Below are 14,694 nucleotides of genomic sequence, written 5' to 3' on the forward strand. Positions count from 1 at the left end.
TGCTCGCCACCCGATGCGGTGTGTTCTATCCCTCCAAGGCGCGACGGGTCGCCGGACCGTAGACGCCCCAAGGGTCCTCGTCGATGCCGTTGTACGCCTGGAAGGTCGATACGGCCGCTTCCGTGCGGTTGCCGTACCGGCCGTCGTACTTCCCGTGGTAGATGCCCTGCGCCGCCAGCAGGCGCTGGAGCTTCTCCACCTCGGGGCCCGAATCCCCGTACTGGAGGGTCGGCGCGTGTGTCGGGGGGCGCGAGGTCGGCGAAGAGGACCGGCTCGGGGTGGGCGACGGGGCGGCCGAGGGGGAAGACGTACGGCTCGGGGTGGGGGAGGCGGAGGGGGACGGCGAAGCGGACGCCGACCGGGAGGGGCTGGGGGAGGGCGACGGGGACGGCGACGGCGAGGGGCCGACGCTCTCGGCCGGCCGCGCCGGGGCGACCTGGGTGAGGCTGGTCAGGGGTGCGGAGGGCTTCGCGTCGACGAGGGTGGCCTCCGGCGAGGCGGAGTCCGAGGCGGCCCTCAGCGCGATGACGGCCACGCCGATCAGCACGATGGCGGCCGCCGCGGCGGGGAGCGCGCGTATGCGGCGCCGCGGGGGTCTGGACGGGTACGGCCCGCCCGTACGGTCCATGCCGCGCGTGCCGTAGGCCGGGCCGGCCTGGTTTTCCGTGTGGGCCTCGGGGGACCCGTATGCGCCGTAGGTCGCGGCCGTCCCGGAGGGGCCGTACGCCGGGACGGGGCGCAGCTGCATCGTTTCTTCGGGTAGCGACGCTACGGGTGTTCCGTACGCCGGAGTCCCGGCCCCCGCCGGGAGCGGCGCGGCGCGGGGCGGGCTGGGCGGCGGCGGGGTGCCGTTCGGCCCGGCCGGGCCGGGGTACGAGGATGCGGCGTCCGCCGGGCCGGGGTACGACGATGCGGCGTCCGCCGGGCCGGGGTACGACGATGCGGCGTCCGCCGGGCCGGGGTACGACGTGGTGGGCCCCGAGCCGGGGTAGGCCGAGAAGGCGGCCGTCCCGCCGGGGTGGTGCGGCGGGTTGCCCGTCGGCGCGGGGTACGCAGCGGGGCCTGCCGAACCGGGGTGAGCGGCGGCGCGTCCCGAGGCGGGGTGGGCCGACTCTGGCTGTGCGGCGGGGCCTGCCGGTTCGGTGCGGGGCGGGCCGGGGCGCGCGGCGGCGCCTCCTGGGGCGGGGTGGGTCGATTCGGGGTGTCCAGCGTTGCCTGCCCGGTCGCTGCGGGGCTGTGCGTCGGCCGTGTGGCCCGGGTGCGGCGTGGCGTCCACCGGGTCGGTGTGTGACGGCGGAGCAGCGGCCGGGTCGGGGTGGGTGACGTAGGGGCGGACGCGCAAGGGTTGGAAGCCTCGTGCGCAGTCGCAGGCTCCTTCCGTCGTGCCGCAATCCGGACAGTGCTCAGTGCTCACTCGAATCCCTCCCCTGGCCGCTGCCTGCGATTATGCAGACCCCCGGTAACCCGCCCAACCCGCCCGAGAGGCCATAACGGGACACACCACTCAGGATGGAGGAGTCGATCAGGCCCGAGGAGGAGCCGATGGTGCAGGACGTGACCACGGAGCCCGACCCGCGTAAGCGGACATCCGGCCCCAGCGCCGAACACGCCTCACGTGAGGTGCTCGTCTCCATCGGCGCGCTGCTGCTGGGACTGCTCATCTCCTCGCTCGACCAGACGATCGTGTCCACGGCCCTGCCGACGATCGTCAGTGATCTCGGCGGGATGTCGCACCTGTCGTGGGTGGTCACCGCCTACATGCTCGCCTCGACGGCCGCCACGCCGCTGTGGGGCAAGCTCGGGGACCAGTACGGGCGCAAGAAGCTCTTCCAGTCCGCCATCGTGCTCTTCCTGATCGGGTCCGCCCTGTGCGGCCTGGCACAGAACATGCCGCAGCTCATCGGCTTCCGCGCGCTCCAGGGACTGGGCGGCGGCGGTCTGATGGTGCTGTCGATGGCGATCGTCGGGGACATCGTCCCGCCGCGCGAACGCGGCAAGTACCAGGGGCTCTTCGGCGCGGTCTTCGGAGCCACCAGCGTGCTGGGTCCGCTGCTGGGCGGATTGTTCGTGGACCACCTGTCGTGGCGCTGGGTCTTCTACATCAACCTCCCCATCGGTCTCGTCGCCCTCGTCGTCATCGCGGCGGCCCTGAAGATCCCGGTGCGTTCCGAGAAGCACACCATCGACTACCTCGGCACCTTCCTCATCGCCTCCGTCGCGACCTGCCTGGTGCTCGTGGCCTCGCTCGGCGGCACCTGGGGCTGGAGCTCCCCGGAGATCCTCGGGCTCGCCGCCCTCGGCCTCGTCCTGCTGATCGCCTTCGTCATCGTCGAGCGGCGGGCCGTGGAGCCCGTGCTCCCGCTCAAGCTGTTCGGGATCCGGACCTTCACCCTCTGCTCGCTGATCAGCTTCATCGTCGGCTTCGCGATGTTCGGAGCGATGGTCTACCTGCCGACCTTCCTCCAGGTGGTCCAGGGCGTCTCCCCGACCATGTCGGGCGTCCACATGCTGCCGATGGTGCTCGGACTGCTGATCACCTCCACCGTGTCCGGCCAGATCGTCAGCCGCACCGGACGCTGGAAGGTCTTCCCGATCGCGGGCACGGCCCTGACCGCGGTCGGACTGCTCCTCCTGCACCAGTTGGAGCGCACCAGCTCCACCTGGGAGATGAGCGTCTACTTCTTCGTCTTCGGCGCCGGCCTCGGACTGGTCATGCAGGTGCTCGTCCTCGTCGTGCAGAACTCCGTCAGCTACGCCGACCTCGGCGTCGCCACCTCCGGTGCCACCTTCTTCCGCTCCATCGGCGCCTCCTTCGGCGTCGCCATCTTCGGCACGATCTTCACCAACCGGCTCGACGACAAGCTGGCCGGTGCGCTCAAGGGGATCCCGCTGCCCCCGGGGCTGGACACGAGCAAGCTCGAGGCCGACCCGCGCGCCATCGGCGCCCTCCCCGCGGCTCTGCGACCGCGCGTGCTCGACGCCTACGCCACCTCCATCACCGACGTCTTCCTCTACGCGGCGCCCGTGGTGCTGGTCGCCTTCGTCGTGGCCTGGTTCCTCAAGGAGGACAAGCTGCGTGCCTCGGTGACGGCTCCCGACGTCACCGAGACCCTGGCCTCCAACCCCGTCCACCGCTCCTCGCGGGAGGAGGTCGCCCGCGCCCTGACGACGCTCGGAACCCTCCAGGGCCGCAAGCACGTCTACGAGAAGATCACCGAGAAGGCCGGCTACGACCTGCTGCCCGCCGCCAGCTGGCTGCTGCTGCGGATCAACAAGTACGGCAGCGCGGACCCGGCCGTGCTGGCCGAGAGGACCATGGTGCCGCTGCGGGCCATCACGGACGCGGGCCGCCAGATCGAGGGGCGGGGGCTCGCCGTCCGCGACGGCCTGCCGCTGGTCCTGACGGCCAAGGGGCGCGAGAGCGCGCTGAAGCTGTCCGCCGCGCGGGAGGAGTCGCTCGCCGAGCTGCTCGGCGACTGGTGGACCGCGGACCGCCCCACCGACCTGTCCGAGCTGGTCGCCGAGATCAACTCGGAGCTCTGCGGTTCCGTCGACGAGGAGCCCTACGAGACCTTGCCCCGCCGGGACCACTCCGCCAGGTGAACCGCCGAGCCGGGTGAACGGTCAGGCCAGGCGCTTCTCGAACCAGTGCTCGGCGTAAGGGCCGGAGCTGTACGCGGGTATCTCCGCGTACCCGTGGCGCGCGTACAACGCGCGGGCCTCCACCAGGTCGGACCGGGTGTCCAGCCGGACCCGCTCGGCGCCCAGCGCGCGGCCCGCGTCCTCCAGGACCCGGAGCAGTGCCGCCCCGCCACCCGTACCGCGGGCGCGCGGGTCCACGTACACCCGGGTGAGCTCGGCGGTGACGGGGTCCAGGAGGCGTATCCCGCCGCAGGCGAGGGGCCGGCCGTCGAGTCTGCCGACCAGGAACCGGCCCGTCGGCGCCGCGAGATCGTCGTCCGGGAAGTCCAGGAGGCCCTGGTCGATCTCGGCCTCGGTGACGGACCGCCGCCAGTACCGGCCGGCGACCTCCGCGTAGTACGCGCGGCGCAGCAGCGTGGCGTCCGGGGTGGTGAACGGCTCCGCGGTGACCTGCCAGGTCCCGCCCGCGGGCGGGGTGATGGGAGGCGCCGCGGGTGTGGGCGCGGGCGACGTCGTGGTCGTGGGTGGAGTCGTGGGTGCCGTCGTGGGGAGCGTCTCTCTGCTGGTCATGACGTCATTGTGGAGCCGTCTCCGGCCGCCCGCGCTGGAATATCCACAGGGCCGGGCCGATGATAGGAAAAGGGTCAAACCGTACGCACGAAAGGCGTGACCGTCATGTCGGAGCATCCTGACTGTGCCCTGATCCGCCGCGGCTACGAGGCATTCGGCCAGGGCGCCATGGAGAAGCTGAGCACGATGATGACGGCCGACGTCATCCAGCACGTCCCCGGCGGCAGTCCCATCTCCGGGCACCACAAGGGGCGGGAAGCCGTCCTCGACCTCTATCGCCGGATGGGCGAGGAGACGCACGGCACCATGCGGCTCCACTTGGACAAACTGCTCGCGGACGGCCGTGGCCACGTCATGAGTTTCCACACAACGCGCGCCGATCGCGGAGACCGCGGGATCGAGATCCACGAGGGCATCTTCTTCACGATCGTCGGGGGGAAGATCAGCGACCTCGACGTCTGCATCGAGGACATCGGCGAGATGGAAGCCTTCTGGGCCTGAGCCGGACACGCGGTGAGAGGGGCCCGGAGCCAGCCTTGGCTCCGGGCCCCTCTCACCGCGTCAGGCCTGTGCCAGACCCGTCGGACCTGTGTCAGCCCTGCTTCGGCGCCGCCTGCTGCACGACCTCGAACGACCATACCGACGAGCCCGTGGCAGCAGGCTTCGGCCGCTCCGCGCCGCCACCGCCGCCGCCCGCGCCGCCACCGGCACCGCCCGCGCCGCCACCGGCACCGCCCGCGCCGCCACCGGCACCGCCCGCGCCGCCGCCCTGGTGGGCCGCCTTCATGGGCCCCTCCATCCACGCCTGGAAGTCCTCCTCGGAACGCCACCGCGTGTACACGAGATACTGGTCGGTGCCCTCGACGGGCCGCAGCAGCTCGAACCATTCGAAGCCGTCCGAGTTCTCCACGGAGCCGGCGCGGGAGGCGAACCGCTGCTCCAGAACCTCGCGCTGTTCGTCCGGGACGGTGAGGGCGTTGATCTTCACGATGCTCATGCCCGCCATCCTAGGTATCGCGCGGGGGATATCGTCGTCCCGGTAAATGAAGCACGCGGGATGAAACGCAGTACGAAACGCGGCAGCCAGGCGAAGTCAGGGTTGCAGTCAACAGGGCGGGAGGCCGGCGAGGCGTGGCTAACGCGGCGGAGCACAGTGGTGCGAACGGACATGCCGGGGTCATAGGCGGTAGCGGCGGAAGACTCGGGGCGGCACGCCTCATGCTGTGGGCGCTGGCCCTGCTGCTCGCCGTCAGGCAGGCCGCGGTCGTGCTGCGCGTGCCACCGGGCGAGTGGCTCAGCGGCTTCCACCTCCCGGGCAGCCTGCCGGGCTCGCTCTACACGAACGGCCAGTTCACCGGGACCCCCTTCGCGGGGCTGGTCCTGAAGCCGCTCCTGGGCCTCGCCGCGCCCTCGCTGGAGGTGGCCTGGACCTGCGTGACCCTGTTGCTGGTCGCCGCCGTCGGGCTGGTCGCCGCGCGCGCCCTGCCCGACCCCGTGCCCCGGCGCACCGCGCTGCTCGCCGCGCCCGTGCTGGTCGCGCTGATGATGGTCTCGCTGCCCGTCCGCGAGGCCGCGCTGCCCGGGCAGACCGCCGTGCTGCCGGTGCTGCTGGTGCTCCTCGCCGTGTTCCGGGTCCCGAGCGAGCGACCCTCCGGGTTCCTGATCGGCCTGGCCGCGGCGCTCCAGCCCGCACTGTTGCTCTTCGCTCCGCTGCTGTGGCTGTCCGGACGCCGGACCACCGCCCGCTCGGCGGCCCTGGCCTTCGCCGGTGCCACCGCGCTGTCCTGGGCGGCCCTGCCCAGCGACTCGTGGACGTACTGGGTCCAGCACCTGGCCGGCACCGGCCTCGGCGGCGCACCCGACGGCCTCGCCAACCAGTCCGTGCACGGCGCGCTGCTGCGCCTGGGCCTCTCCGGCCCCGGTGAGATCCTCCTCTACGTCGCCCTCGCGGCCCCGATCGTCTGGATCGGCCTGCGCCGCGCCGCCCGCTACGCGCGCGACGGCCAGCTGCTGCTCGCTGTCGCGATCACCGGCTGCGTGGCCGTCGCCGTGTCCCCGACGGGCTGGCGCCACCAGCTGCTGTGGGTGCTGCTCGCGGTCGCGGGCAAGGTCGGCAAGCGGGCCGCCGACCGGCCCGTGTGGCCGGTGGCCGTGGTCCTCGCCATGACCCTGCCGAGCGACGTGCTGCTGCCCAACCTGGTCGCGCTGGCCCCCGTACGGGACAACGTGCTGCTGCTCGCGGCCCTCGCGGCGGCCTGCGCGGTGCCGTTCCTGCCGCGCTCCTCCCCGCACTGGCGCGAGCCGGTCCCCACGGCCTACGGCCGGCCCGCGCCCGCGCGGTGGGCGCGGGTGCCGCTGCTGCCGTTCTGGCGGCGGGTGCTGTCGCGTCCGAACCTGTTGCTGGAACTGCTCCTGATACGGGTCGGGTACTCGCTCTACTCGCACATCCGGGCCGCCGCCCCCACCAGCCGCACCCTCGCGGAGGGCAACGGCAGCCAGATCCACGGGATCGAGAAGGCGCTCGGCATCGACATCGAGCACGCGGTGAACCACGCGGTCGTCGGGGCGCCCTGGCTGGAGGCGTTCTTCAACTTCTACTACACCTCCTTCCACTTCGTGGTCCCACTGGCGATACTCGCCGTCCTGTACTGGCGCCGCCCCAAGGACTACCGCTGGGCGCGGGCCTCGCTGGGCCTGGCCACCGTGCTGGCGCTCATAGGCTTCTGGCTGTATCCGCTGGCGCCGCCGCGGCTGATGCCCGGGCTGGGTTTCGTGGACACCGTGCACGGGGTGCAGGATCTGGCGAACCCGAGCTACGGGGCCATGACCGCGATCTCCAACCAGTACGCGGCGATGCCCTCGCTGCACTTCGGGTGGTCGCTGTGGTGCGGGATCGTGATCGTGATGATCGCGCCGAAGCGGTGGCAGAAGCTGCTCGGCGCGCTGCATCCGACGATCACTGTGTGCGCGATCGTCGCGACCGCCAACCACTGGGTGCTTGACGCGGTCGGCGGCGCGGTGGTCGTCGGAGCCGGGTTCGGGCTCGTCTACGTGCTGTCCGGTCCTCGGGGGGATGCCGTGCCGGCGGGGGTTTCCGTACCGCGGCCGCGGCGGCCCGAGCGGGTCGGGGCGGGGTCCGCGGGGTCCGCGGGGTCCGCGGAGCGGACTCGGGCCTAGCCTGCCGTGCGGCTACGACGAAGGGGTGCCGGGGCGGTGTAGCAGCCCGCCCCGGCACCCCTTCGCGATGGATCGCCGCGTTCTGTCAGGATCCGCCCGCGGGGTGGCTTCCGCCACTCGGGGGGCGTGCATGGAGGGGGGCCGGGCCCTGCGGGGCTGTCCCCTACCCGCCCTTCGCCCGTTCCCCGGGCTCCGCCCGGACCCGTTGCCGCGTGCGGCGCCGTTGCGGGGGGCCAGCCCCCGGACCCCCGCTCCTCAAACGCCGGAGGGGCTGGATTGGGCCGGGGTGGGTTGGGATCGGCCCGGGGTGGGTTGGGTTCGGCCGGGAGCGGGTTGGGATCGGCCCGGAGCGGGCTGGGTTCGGCCGGGAAGGGGCTGGGTTCGGCCGGGAAGGGGCTGGGTTCGGCTGAGTGGGGGCAGCCGGGCTATTCGGCCGGGAGGTTGGCCACGACCAGGGCTATCGCCGCCCGGGCCGTGTCGGCTTCGCCCAGGACCGTGGTTTGGCGGGGGCCGCGGACGCGGAAGCGGCCGTCGGGGAGGGGTTCCACTGCCGGGGCGGTCACGGCGAAGGGGTGGCCCGCGGAGGCGCTGAACCACAGCGTGAAGTGGCTGGTGTACGGGTAGAGCCGGCGTAGTTCCGGCTCCTCGCGGGCGGCCTCGATGAGGGCCAGGACCCCCTGGCTCATGGGCTCGGACCCATCGCCGAGATCGACCATCCGCTGCCACGTCGTGGGCAGCCGCTGCCAACGTCTCGCGCTGGGGTCATCGAGGTTCATCCGGGCAGTCTGGGGGCCGGTTCGGGGCCAAGGCAATGATCTCGCAGGCAGCGAGACGGTAACGAACGGTGACCCGCGAGTAACAACCGAGGGACGGCAGGGGCCGGGCGTGGGAGGTGAGGCCCCTGCCGTCCTGGATCACGGGTCAGCGGTGACCGTCAGCCGTGGCTGACCCGGAGTTCCTTGATGCCGTTCAGCCAGGCCGCGCGGAGCCGGCGCGGACCCTCGCCGACGAGGCGCAGGTCGGGCAGGGCGTCGGCCAGGGCGTTGAACATCAGGTCGATCTCCATGATGGCCAGCGACTTGCCGAGGCAGAAGTGCGGGCCGCCGCCGCCGAAGCCCAGGTGGGGGTTCGGGTCGCGGGTGATGTCGAAGGCGTCGGGGTTCTCGAAGACCTCGGGGTCGTGGTTGGCGGAGGAGTAGAACATGCCGACGCGGTCGCCCGCCTTGATCTTCTGCCCGCCCAGTTCGGTGTCCTGGGTGGCGGTGCGCTGGAAGGAGACCACGGGGGTGGCCCAGCGGACGATCTCCTCGGCGGCGGTCGAGGGCCGGGTCGCCTTGTACAGCTCCCACTGCTCGGGGTGGGTGAGGAAGGCGTGCATGCCGTGGCTGATGGCGTTGCGGGTGGTCTCGTTGCCCGCGACGGCCAGCAGGAGGACGAAGAAGCCGAACTCGTCGGAGCCCAGGTTGCCCTGGCCCTCGGCGGCCACGAGCTGCGTGACGATGTCCTTGGCCGGACACTCCTTGCGCTCCGCCGCCAGGTTCATCGAGTAGCCGATGATCTCCGCCGCCGCGTTGCCGCCGACCTCGGCGGTGATCGCGTACTCCGGGTCGTCGTACGCGATCATCTTGTTCGACCAGTCGAAGATCCGGGACCGGTCCTCCTGCGGTACGCCGATCAGCTCGGCGATGGCCTGGAGCGGCAGCTCGCACGCGACCTGGGTGACGAAGTCGAAGCTGCCGTCGGCCGAGGCCGCCAGGGCCTCCGCGACGATCTTGCGGGCCCGGTCGCGCAGGGCGTCCTCCAGCCCGCGGATGGCCCGCGGGGTGAAGCCGCGCTGCACGATCTGGCGTACGCGGGTGTGTTCCGGCGGATCCATGTTCAACATGATCAGCCGCTGGGCATCTATCGCATCACGCTGGATGTGCTCGTTGAAGCGGATGATCGCCGTGTTCGTGGTCGAGGAGAACAGCTCCGGGTGCGTGGAGATGTACTTGACGTCCGCGTGCCGGGTGACGGCCCAGTAGCCCTCGTCGTCGAAGCCGGTGACGCCCCGCGGCTGCGGGCACCACCACACGGGTGCGGTCTGCCGCAACTGCGCGAACTCGGGGTAGGGGACCCGGTCTTGGAGCACGTCCGGGTCGGTGGCGTCGAAGCCTTCGGGCAGCGCGGGGCAGGTCATCGGGCGACTCCAAAGTCTGACGGCCCATCAGAAGTTGGCTTGAAGGTAGTAACGAGTTCTAGAAGTGACAAGGGGCCCCGCGCCAACTGTTGCGTGTGGAATCCGTGTAAGCCGCGTGCAAGACCCTTGCGTACCGGGTGTTCTGGTCATAAGACTGCGGGGAGAACTAGAACGCGTACTAGTTCGGGTGGGGCGCCGGGACGGCCCGCCCGTCAGCTGAGGCGCGCTAGCCGATGCGCGCTGTGCGCTACGCAGGAGCAGGAGAGGACGAGCTCATGGCCGCGGAACCCGTCATCGTCGAAGCCGTACGCACCCCGATCGGCAAGCGCGGGGGCGCGCTCGCCAATCTTCACCCCGCCTACCTTCTCGGCGAGACCTACCGCGAGCTCCTCGCCCGCACCGGAATCCAGCCCGACTGCGTGGAGCAGATCGTCGGCGGCACCGTCACCCACGCCGGCGAGCAGTCGATGAACCCGGCCCGCAACGCCTGGCTGGCCATGGGCCTCCCGTACGAGACCGCCGCGACCACCGTGGACTGTCAGTGCGGCAGCTCCCAGCAGGCCAACCACATGGTCGCCAACATGATCTCCAGCGGTGTCATGGACATCGGCATCGCCTGCGGGGTCGAGGCCATGACCCGCGTCCCGCTCGGCTCCGGCTCCAAGCACGGCCCGGGCAAGCCCTTCCCGGACGAGTGGAACGTCGACCTCCCGAACCAGTTCGAGGCCGCCGAACGCATCGCCCGCCGCAGGGGCCTGACCCGCGAGGACGTGGACCGCCTCGGCGTCCTGTCCCAGGAGCGGGCCGCCGCCGCGTGGGCCGAGGAGCGGTTCAAGCGCGAGACCTTCGCCGTGCAGGTGCCCACCACCGAGGCCGAGCAGGCCGCCGGTCAGGGCATGTGGCGGCTCGTCGACCGCGACGAGGGCCTGCGCGACACCTCCATGGAGGGCCTGGCCCGGCTCAAGCCGGTCATGCCGACCGCCGTGCACACCGCGGGGAACTCCTCCCAGATATCCGACGGGGCCGCCGCCGTGATGTGGGCCTCGCGCAAGATGGCCCGCGCGCTCAAGCTGCGGCCGCGCGCCCGGATCGTCGCCCAGACGCTGGTCGGCTCCGACCCGCACTTCCACCTGGACGGGCCGATCGACGCGACCCGGGCCGTGCTGGGCAAGGCCGGGATGTCGCTGAAGGACATCGACCTCGTGGAGATCAACGAGGCCTTCGCCTCCGTCGTCCTCAGCTGGGCCCAGGTCTTCGACCAGGACCTGGAGAAGGTCAACGTCAACGGCGGCGGCATCGCCATCGGTCACCCCGTCGGTGCGACCGGGGCCCGGCTGATCACCACCGCACTGCACGAGCTGGAACGCCGGGACAAGGAGTTCGCGCTGATCACCATGTGCGCGGGCGGGGCGCTGGCGACCGGCACCATCATCCAGCGGCTGTAGCAGGCACTGCTGCGCCGCCTTTGGACCCAGTGGGATGGGATCGCGAAGGCCCCGGTGGCCGGACCTGGGGAGGTCGGCCGCCGGGGCCTTCGCATGTGCTGCTCTCGCTGTTCTTGCTCTTCGTCTGCTGCCGCTGGTGGTTTAGTACCAGTGGTGGTTCTGCCAGAAGGTCCAGGCGCCGGCGGGGCTGCCGTAGCGGGAGTTCATGTAGTCCAGGCCCCACTTGATCTGGGTGGCCGGGTTGGTCTTCCAGTCCGAGCCAGCCGAGGCCATCTTCGAGGCCGGCAGGGCCTGGACCAGGCCGTAGGCGCCCGAGGAGGAGTTCGTGGCGGTGTGGTCCCAGCCGCTCTCACGGGAAACGATGTTGTTGAACGCCGCGAACTGAGCCGGGTCCTTGATCATCTGCTGGGCGATCGCCTTGGCACTCATCGGGGCGGCCTGCGCGGGAACCGCGGCCAGCATGGAACCGGCGACACCCAGGGCGAGGACGGTACCCGCGAGGGTCTTCTTCGAAGCGGCGATGCGGCGGATGACGACGTTGGACACGGACGGACCTTTCGACGGGGACAAGGACTGCCGCAGCGGACATGCCGGAGCATGCGTGAGCCACTCACGTGAAGGAGAGGGGATCGTCGGCGGGAGCGGGGATCCGGGGGACCTCCGTCCGCCCTGCGACTCATCCAGTTCTACGGGGGTCCGGGGCGGCTGGCAACGCCCCCTCTTACTAGTGGCCCTCGCAGCCGGGGCGCAACGGCCCCCTGCGGGGCGGGTGGGCATCACCGCTGGTGAGGGCCCACGGGTGGGGGTGGCTAAGGGACGTTTAAGGACTACTATCCCGCCTCGTATGTGACCTAGGTCCTGTGGGGCGGGTCACCGCCGGAAACGTCGGATCTCACCCTCCGTGGCCGGTCATGTCCCCTTCGGGGGAAGGCGGGCGGGTTGATCCGGCCCCGGATCGAAGGTCACGGGGGCGTCGAACGCCGCTTTCCGAGTGGCCCGCCGCAATGCCTTCAGCAGGGTCGCGCCGAGCGTGAGCGTCAGTACGACGGTCAGCGCGGCCCGGCCCAGGTCCCAGCCCAGCGAGGTCACCAGGCAGTACGACAGGAAGCGCGCGAGGTTCGCCGCGACCGGCTGCCCGGGGTGGAAGGAGATGCCCTGGTCCATGCCCTGCAGGATGATCCAGCCCTGCAGGTTCATGATCGTGCCGTACGCGAAGGAGCCGAGGAACCCGTACAGCGCGAGCATCGCCAGCTCGGCCCGCCCCCGGATCCGGTCCGCACCCGGCAGCAGCCCGGCGCCCAGCGAGAACCAGCCCATCGCCAGCATCTGGAACGGCATCCACGGCCCGACACCGCCCGTGAGCAGGGCCGACGCGAACATCGTCACCGCGCCCAGCACGAATCCGAAGCCCGGCCCGAGGACCCGGCCGCTCAGCACCATCAGGAAGAACATGGGCTCCAGGCCGGCCGTACCGGCGCCGAGCGGGCGCAGCGCGGCCCCGACCGCGGCCAGTACGCCGAGCATGGCGACGGCTTTGGCGTCCATCCCGTCGTCGGAGATGGTCGCGACGACCACACCGACCAGGAGGGGGAGCAGGGCCGCGAAGAGCCAGGGGGCGTCCTGGGCATGGGCGAAACCGGACTGGCGGTCGGCGAGGAGCGGCCAGCCGAAGCCGGCGAGACCGATGAGGGTGACGAGGGCCAGGGCGGTGGCGGCGCGGGGGCCGATGCGGAGGGGGCGGGAGCGGGGGGTGCTCATGAGGATGCTCCGGGCGATCCGGGCGCTCTGGGCGATCCGGGCGCTCTGGGCGAGAGGGCCGCCTCGACCTGGGAGACCGTGAGCCAGTGGCCCGGGGCCAGGATCTTGGCCACCTGCGGGGCGAAGGCGGGGGAGGAGACCACGACCTCGGCGGTCGGGCCGTCCGCGACGATCTCGCCGCCGGCCAGGATCACCACGCGGTGGGCCAGTTCCGCGGCGAGCTCCACGTCGTGGGTGGCCAGGACGACGGCGTGGCCCTCGGCGGCCAGCCCGCGCAGGATCTCCACGAGACGGGCCTTGGCGGCGTAGTCCAGTCCGCGGGTCGGCTCGTCCAGGAGCAGGAGGGCCGGGCGGCCGGTCAGGACCAGCGCCAGGGCGAGGGCCAGGCGCTGGCCCTCGGACAGGTCGCGCGGGTGGGTGTCGTCGGGGACGTCGGGGAGGAGCGCGGCGACCAGGGCACGGCAGGTGCCGGGCGCCTGGCCGGCGTCGTGGTCGGCGGCGGTGCACTCGGCGGCGACGGTGTCGGCGTAGAGGAGGTCGCGGGGCTCCTGGGGGACGAGGCCGACGCGGGTCACCATCTCGGAGGGCGGCGTGCGGTGGGGGGTGCGGCCGCTGACCGTGATCTGGCCGGTGGTGGGCTCCAGGGTGCCGATGAGGGTGGCGAGGAGGGTGGACTTTCCGGCGCCGTTGCGGCCCATGAGGGCGATGGTCTCGCCCTTCGCGACGGTGAGGTTGATGTCGCGGAGGACTTCGGCGCGGTCTCGGCGGAGGGAGACGGCCTTGACCGTGGCCGGGGTCGTCCCCGTCGTCCCCGTCGCCTCCGTCGCCCCCGTGGTCTTGTTGGGGTCCGCCGGGGCCGGGGCCGGTGGCCGGGGGGTGCGGAGGCCGTGGCGGCGCAGCCGGGCGAGCAGGCCGGGGCGGGGGCCCTGCGGGCGGCCGTCCCCTACCCACCCTTCGCCCGTTCCCCGGGGCTGCGCCCCGGACCCCTTACGGGGCTGCGCCCCGGACCCCTTACGGGGCTGCGCCCCGGACCCCGCCGGGGGCTCCGCCCCCGACCCCGCCCGGGGTTCCGTCCCGGCCGCCGGGGTGGGGTGTGGCTGCGGTGTCTGGTTCAGGCGGGTCCGTAGGGGGGTGGACTGGCGGCGGGCGTCTCGGATGGAGAGGGGGAGGGGGGACCAGCCGGCCAGGCGGCCCAGGGCCACCACCGGGGGGTGGATCGGGGAGACGGCCATGATGTCGGCGGGGGTGCCCAGGACGGGGGGTGCGCCCGGGGAGGGGAGGAGCAGGACCCGGTCGGCGTACTGGACCACCCGTTCCAGGCGGTGCTCCGCCATCAGGACGGTCGTCCCCAGGTCGTGGACCAGGCGTTGCAGGACGGCCAGGACCTCCTCCGCCGCCGCCGGGTCGAGGGCCGATGTCGGCTCGTCCAGGACGAGGACACGGGGGTGCGGGGTCAGGACCGAACCGATCGCCACCCGTTGCTGCTGGCCGCCGGAGAGGGTGGCGATGGGGCGGTCGCGGAGTTCGTTCAGGCCGAGCAGGTCGAGGGTTTCCTCGACGCGGCGGCGCATGACCGAGGGCGCGAGGCCCAGGGATTCCATGCCGTAGGCGAGCTCGTCCTCGACGACGTCCGTCACGAAGTGGGCCAGCGGGTCCTGGCCGACCGTGCCGACCACGTCCGCGAGTTCCCGCGGCGGGTGCGTGCGGGTGTCGCGGCCGGCGACCGTGACCCGGCCCTTGAGGGTGCCCCCGGTGAAGTGCGGGACCAGGCCCGAGACCGCCCCGAGGAGGGTGGACTTGCCGACGCCGGAGGGGCCGACCAGGAGGGTCAGCTCGCCTTCCGGGAGCGTGAAGTCGGCATGGGAGAGGGAGGGGGCGCTCGCGCCCTCGTACGTCACCGATACGTCCTCGAAATGGATCACG

At 72.2% G+C, this 14,694-nt stretch carries 12 protein-coding genes; 4 read left to right on the top strand and 8 right to left on the bottom strand.

The window, feature by feature from the left end:
- Nucleotides 1-25 precede the first annotated feature (25 nt).
- Complete coding sequence (locus OG730_RS28655) at nt 26-1,342, bottom strand: peptidoglycan-binding protein (RefSeq protein ID WP_327306933.1); 1,317 nt, start codon at nt 1,340-1,342, stop codon at nt 26-28.
- 200 nt (nt 1,343-1,542) lie between these two features.
- Between OG730_RS28655 and OG730_RS28660 the strand changes: the two genes are divergently transcribed.
- Nucleotides 1,543-3,603, top strand: coding sequence for an MDR family MFS transporter (locus OG730_RS28660; protein WP_327306934.1), 2,061 nt, complete (start codon nt 1,543-1,545; stop codon nt 3,601-3,603).
- A gap of 21 nt (nt 3,604-3,624) precedes the next feature.
- Here the strand turns inward: OG730_RS28660 and OG730_RS28665 are convergent, their stop codons facing one another.
- A complete protein-coding gene (locus OG730_RS28665; protein ID WP_327306935.1) occupies nt 3,625-4,212 on the bottom strand; it encodes a GNAT family N-acetyltransferase in 588 nt (195 codons plus the stop codon).
- A 105-nt stretch (nt 4,213-4,317) separates the two neighbouring features.
- On the opposite strand from OG730_RS28665, the gene OG730_RS28670 reads away from it, so the two are divergent.
- Nucleotides 4,318-4,713, top strand: a complete 396-nt coding sequence (locus OG730_RS28670; RefSeq protein WP_327306936.1) for a nuclear transport factor 2 family protein — start codon at nt 4,318-4,320, stop codon at nt 4,711-4,713.
- 91 nt (nt 4,714-4,804) lie between these two features.
- On the opposite strand, the gene OG730_RS28675 is transcribed toward OG730_RS28670, so the two are convergent.
- A complete protein-coding gene (locus OG730_RS28675) occupies nt 4,805-5,209 on the bottom strand; it encodes an antibiotic biosynthesis monooxygenase family protein (protein WP_327306937.1) in 405 nt (134 codons plus the stop codon).
- Nucleotides 5,210-5,430: 221 nt separating this feature from the next.
- Between OG730_RS28675 and OG730_RS28680 the strand changes: the two genes are divergently transcribed.
- The gene (locus OG730_RS28680; RefSeq protein WP_327306938.1) at nt 5,431-7,389 is read left to right on the top strand and encodes a bifunctional glycosyltransferase 87/phosphatase PAP2 family protein; all 1,959 of its coding nucleotides are present in this window, start codon (nt 5,431-5,433) and stop codon (nt 7,387-7,389) included.
- A 425-nt stretch (nt 7,390-7,814) separates the two neighbouring features.
- Here the strand turns inward: OG730_RS28680 and OG730_RS28685 are convergent, their stop codons facing one another.
- A complete protein-coding gene (locus OG730_RS28685; protein WP_327306939.1) occupies nt 7,815-8,165 on the bottom strand; it encodes a DUF6193 family natural product biosynthesis protein in 351 nt (116 codons plus the stop codon).
- A 158-nt stretch (nt 8,166-8,323) separates the two neighbouring features.
- Nucleotides 8,324-9,568: a cytochrome P450 gene (locus OG730_RS28690; RefSeq protein WP_327306940.1), complete on the bottom strand. Its 1,245-nt coding sequence runs from the start codon at nt 9,566-9,568 to the stop codon at nt 8,324-8,326.
- A gap of 275 nt (nt 9,569-9,843) precedes the next feature.
- On the opposite strand from OG730_RS28690, the gene OG730_RS28695 reads away from it, so the two are divergent.
- Nucleotides 9,844-11,013, top strand: coding sequence for a steroid 3-ketoacyl-CoA thiolase (locus OG730_RS28695; RefSeq protein ID WP_327306941.1), 1,170 nt, complete (start codon nt 9,844-9,846; stop codon nt 11,011-11,013).
- Nucleotides 11,014-11,154: 141 nt separating this feature from the next.
- On the opposite strand, the gene OG730_RS28700 is transcribed toward OG730_RS28695, so the two are convergent.
- The 3 genes from OG730_RS28700 to OG730_RS28710 all read right to left on the bottom strand — a co-directional run bounded on the left by OG730_RS28700 (nt 11,155) and on the right by OG730_RS28710 (nt 14,693).
- On the bottom strand, nt 11,155-11,559 hold the full coding sequence (locus tag OG730_RS28700; RefSeq protein WP_327302285.1) for an aggregation-promoting factor C-terminal-like domain-containing protein: 405 nt from the start codon (nt 11,557-11,559) through the stop codon (nt 11,155-11,157).
- 363 nt (nt 11,560-11,922) lie between these two features.
- On the bottom strand, nt 11,923-12,771 hold the full coding sequence (locus OG730_RS28705) for an ECF transporter S component (protein ID WP_327306942.1): 849 nt from the start codon (nt 12,769-12,771) through the stop codon (nt 11,923-11,925).
- Entirely contained in the window at nt 12,768-14,693 is a 1,926-nt protein-coding gene (locus OG730_RS28710) for an ATP-binding cassette domain-containing protein (protein ID WP_327306943.1), read from the bottom strand. The genes OG730_RS28705 and OG730_RS28710 overlap by 4 nt, the downstream gene beginning before the upstream one ends.
- Nucleotide 14,694: the final 1 nt, after the last annotated feature.

Source organism: Streptomyces sp. NBC_01298, from assembly GCF_035978755.1.
Taxonomy (GTDB): Bacteria; Actinomycetota; Actinomycetes; order Streptomycetales; family Streptomycetaceae; genus Streptomyces.

What these genes read in the sequence shown, in the direction of transcription:
- OG730_RS28675 (WP_327306937.1), bottom strand. Translation starts at nt 5,209, where the DNA reads ATGAGCATCGTGAAGATCAACGCCCTCACCGTCCCGGACGAACAGCGC.
- OG730_RS28690 (WP_327306940.1), bottom strand. Translation starts at nt 9,568, where the DNA reads ATGACCTGCCCCGCGCTGCCCGAAGGCTTCGACGCCACCGACCCGGAC.
- OG730_RS28665 (WP_327306935.1), bottom strand. Translation starts at nt 4,212, where the DNA reads ATGACCAGCAGAGAGACGCTCCCCACGACGGCACCCACGACTCCACCC.
- OG730_RS28695 (WP_327306941.1), top strand. Translation starts at nt 9,844, where the DNA reads ATGGCCGCGGAACCCGTCATCGTCGAAGCCGTACGCACCCCGATCGGC.
- OG730_RS28685 (WP_327306939.1), bottom strand. Translation starts at nt 8,165, where the DNA reads ATGAACCTCGATGACCCCAGCGCGAGACGTTGGCAGCGGCTGCCCACG.
- OG730_RS28705 (WP_327306942.1), bottom strand. Translation starts at nt 12,771, where the DNA reads ATGAGCACCCCCCGCTCCCGCCCCCTCCGCATCGGCCCCCGCGCCGCC.
- OG730_RS28660 (WP_327306934.1), top strand. Translation starts at nt 1,543, where the DNA reads ATGGTGCAGGACGTGACCACGGAGCCCGACCCGCGTAAGCGGACATCC.
- OG730_RS28670 (WP_327306936.1), top strand. Translation starts at nt 4,318, where the DNA reads ATGTCGGAGCATCCTGACTGTGCCCTGATCCGCCGCGGCTACGAGGCA.
- OG730_RS28680 (WP_327306938.1), top strand. Translation starts at nt 5,431, where the DNA reads ATGCTGTGGGCGCTGGCCCTGCTGCTCGCCGTCAGGCAGGCCGCGGTC.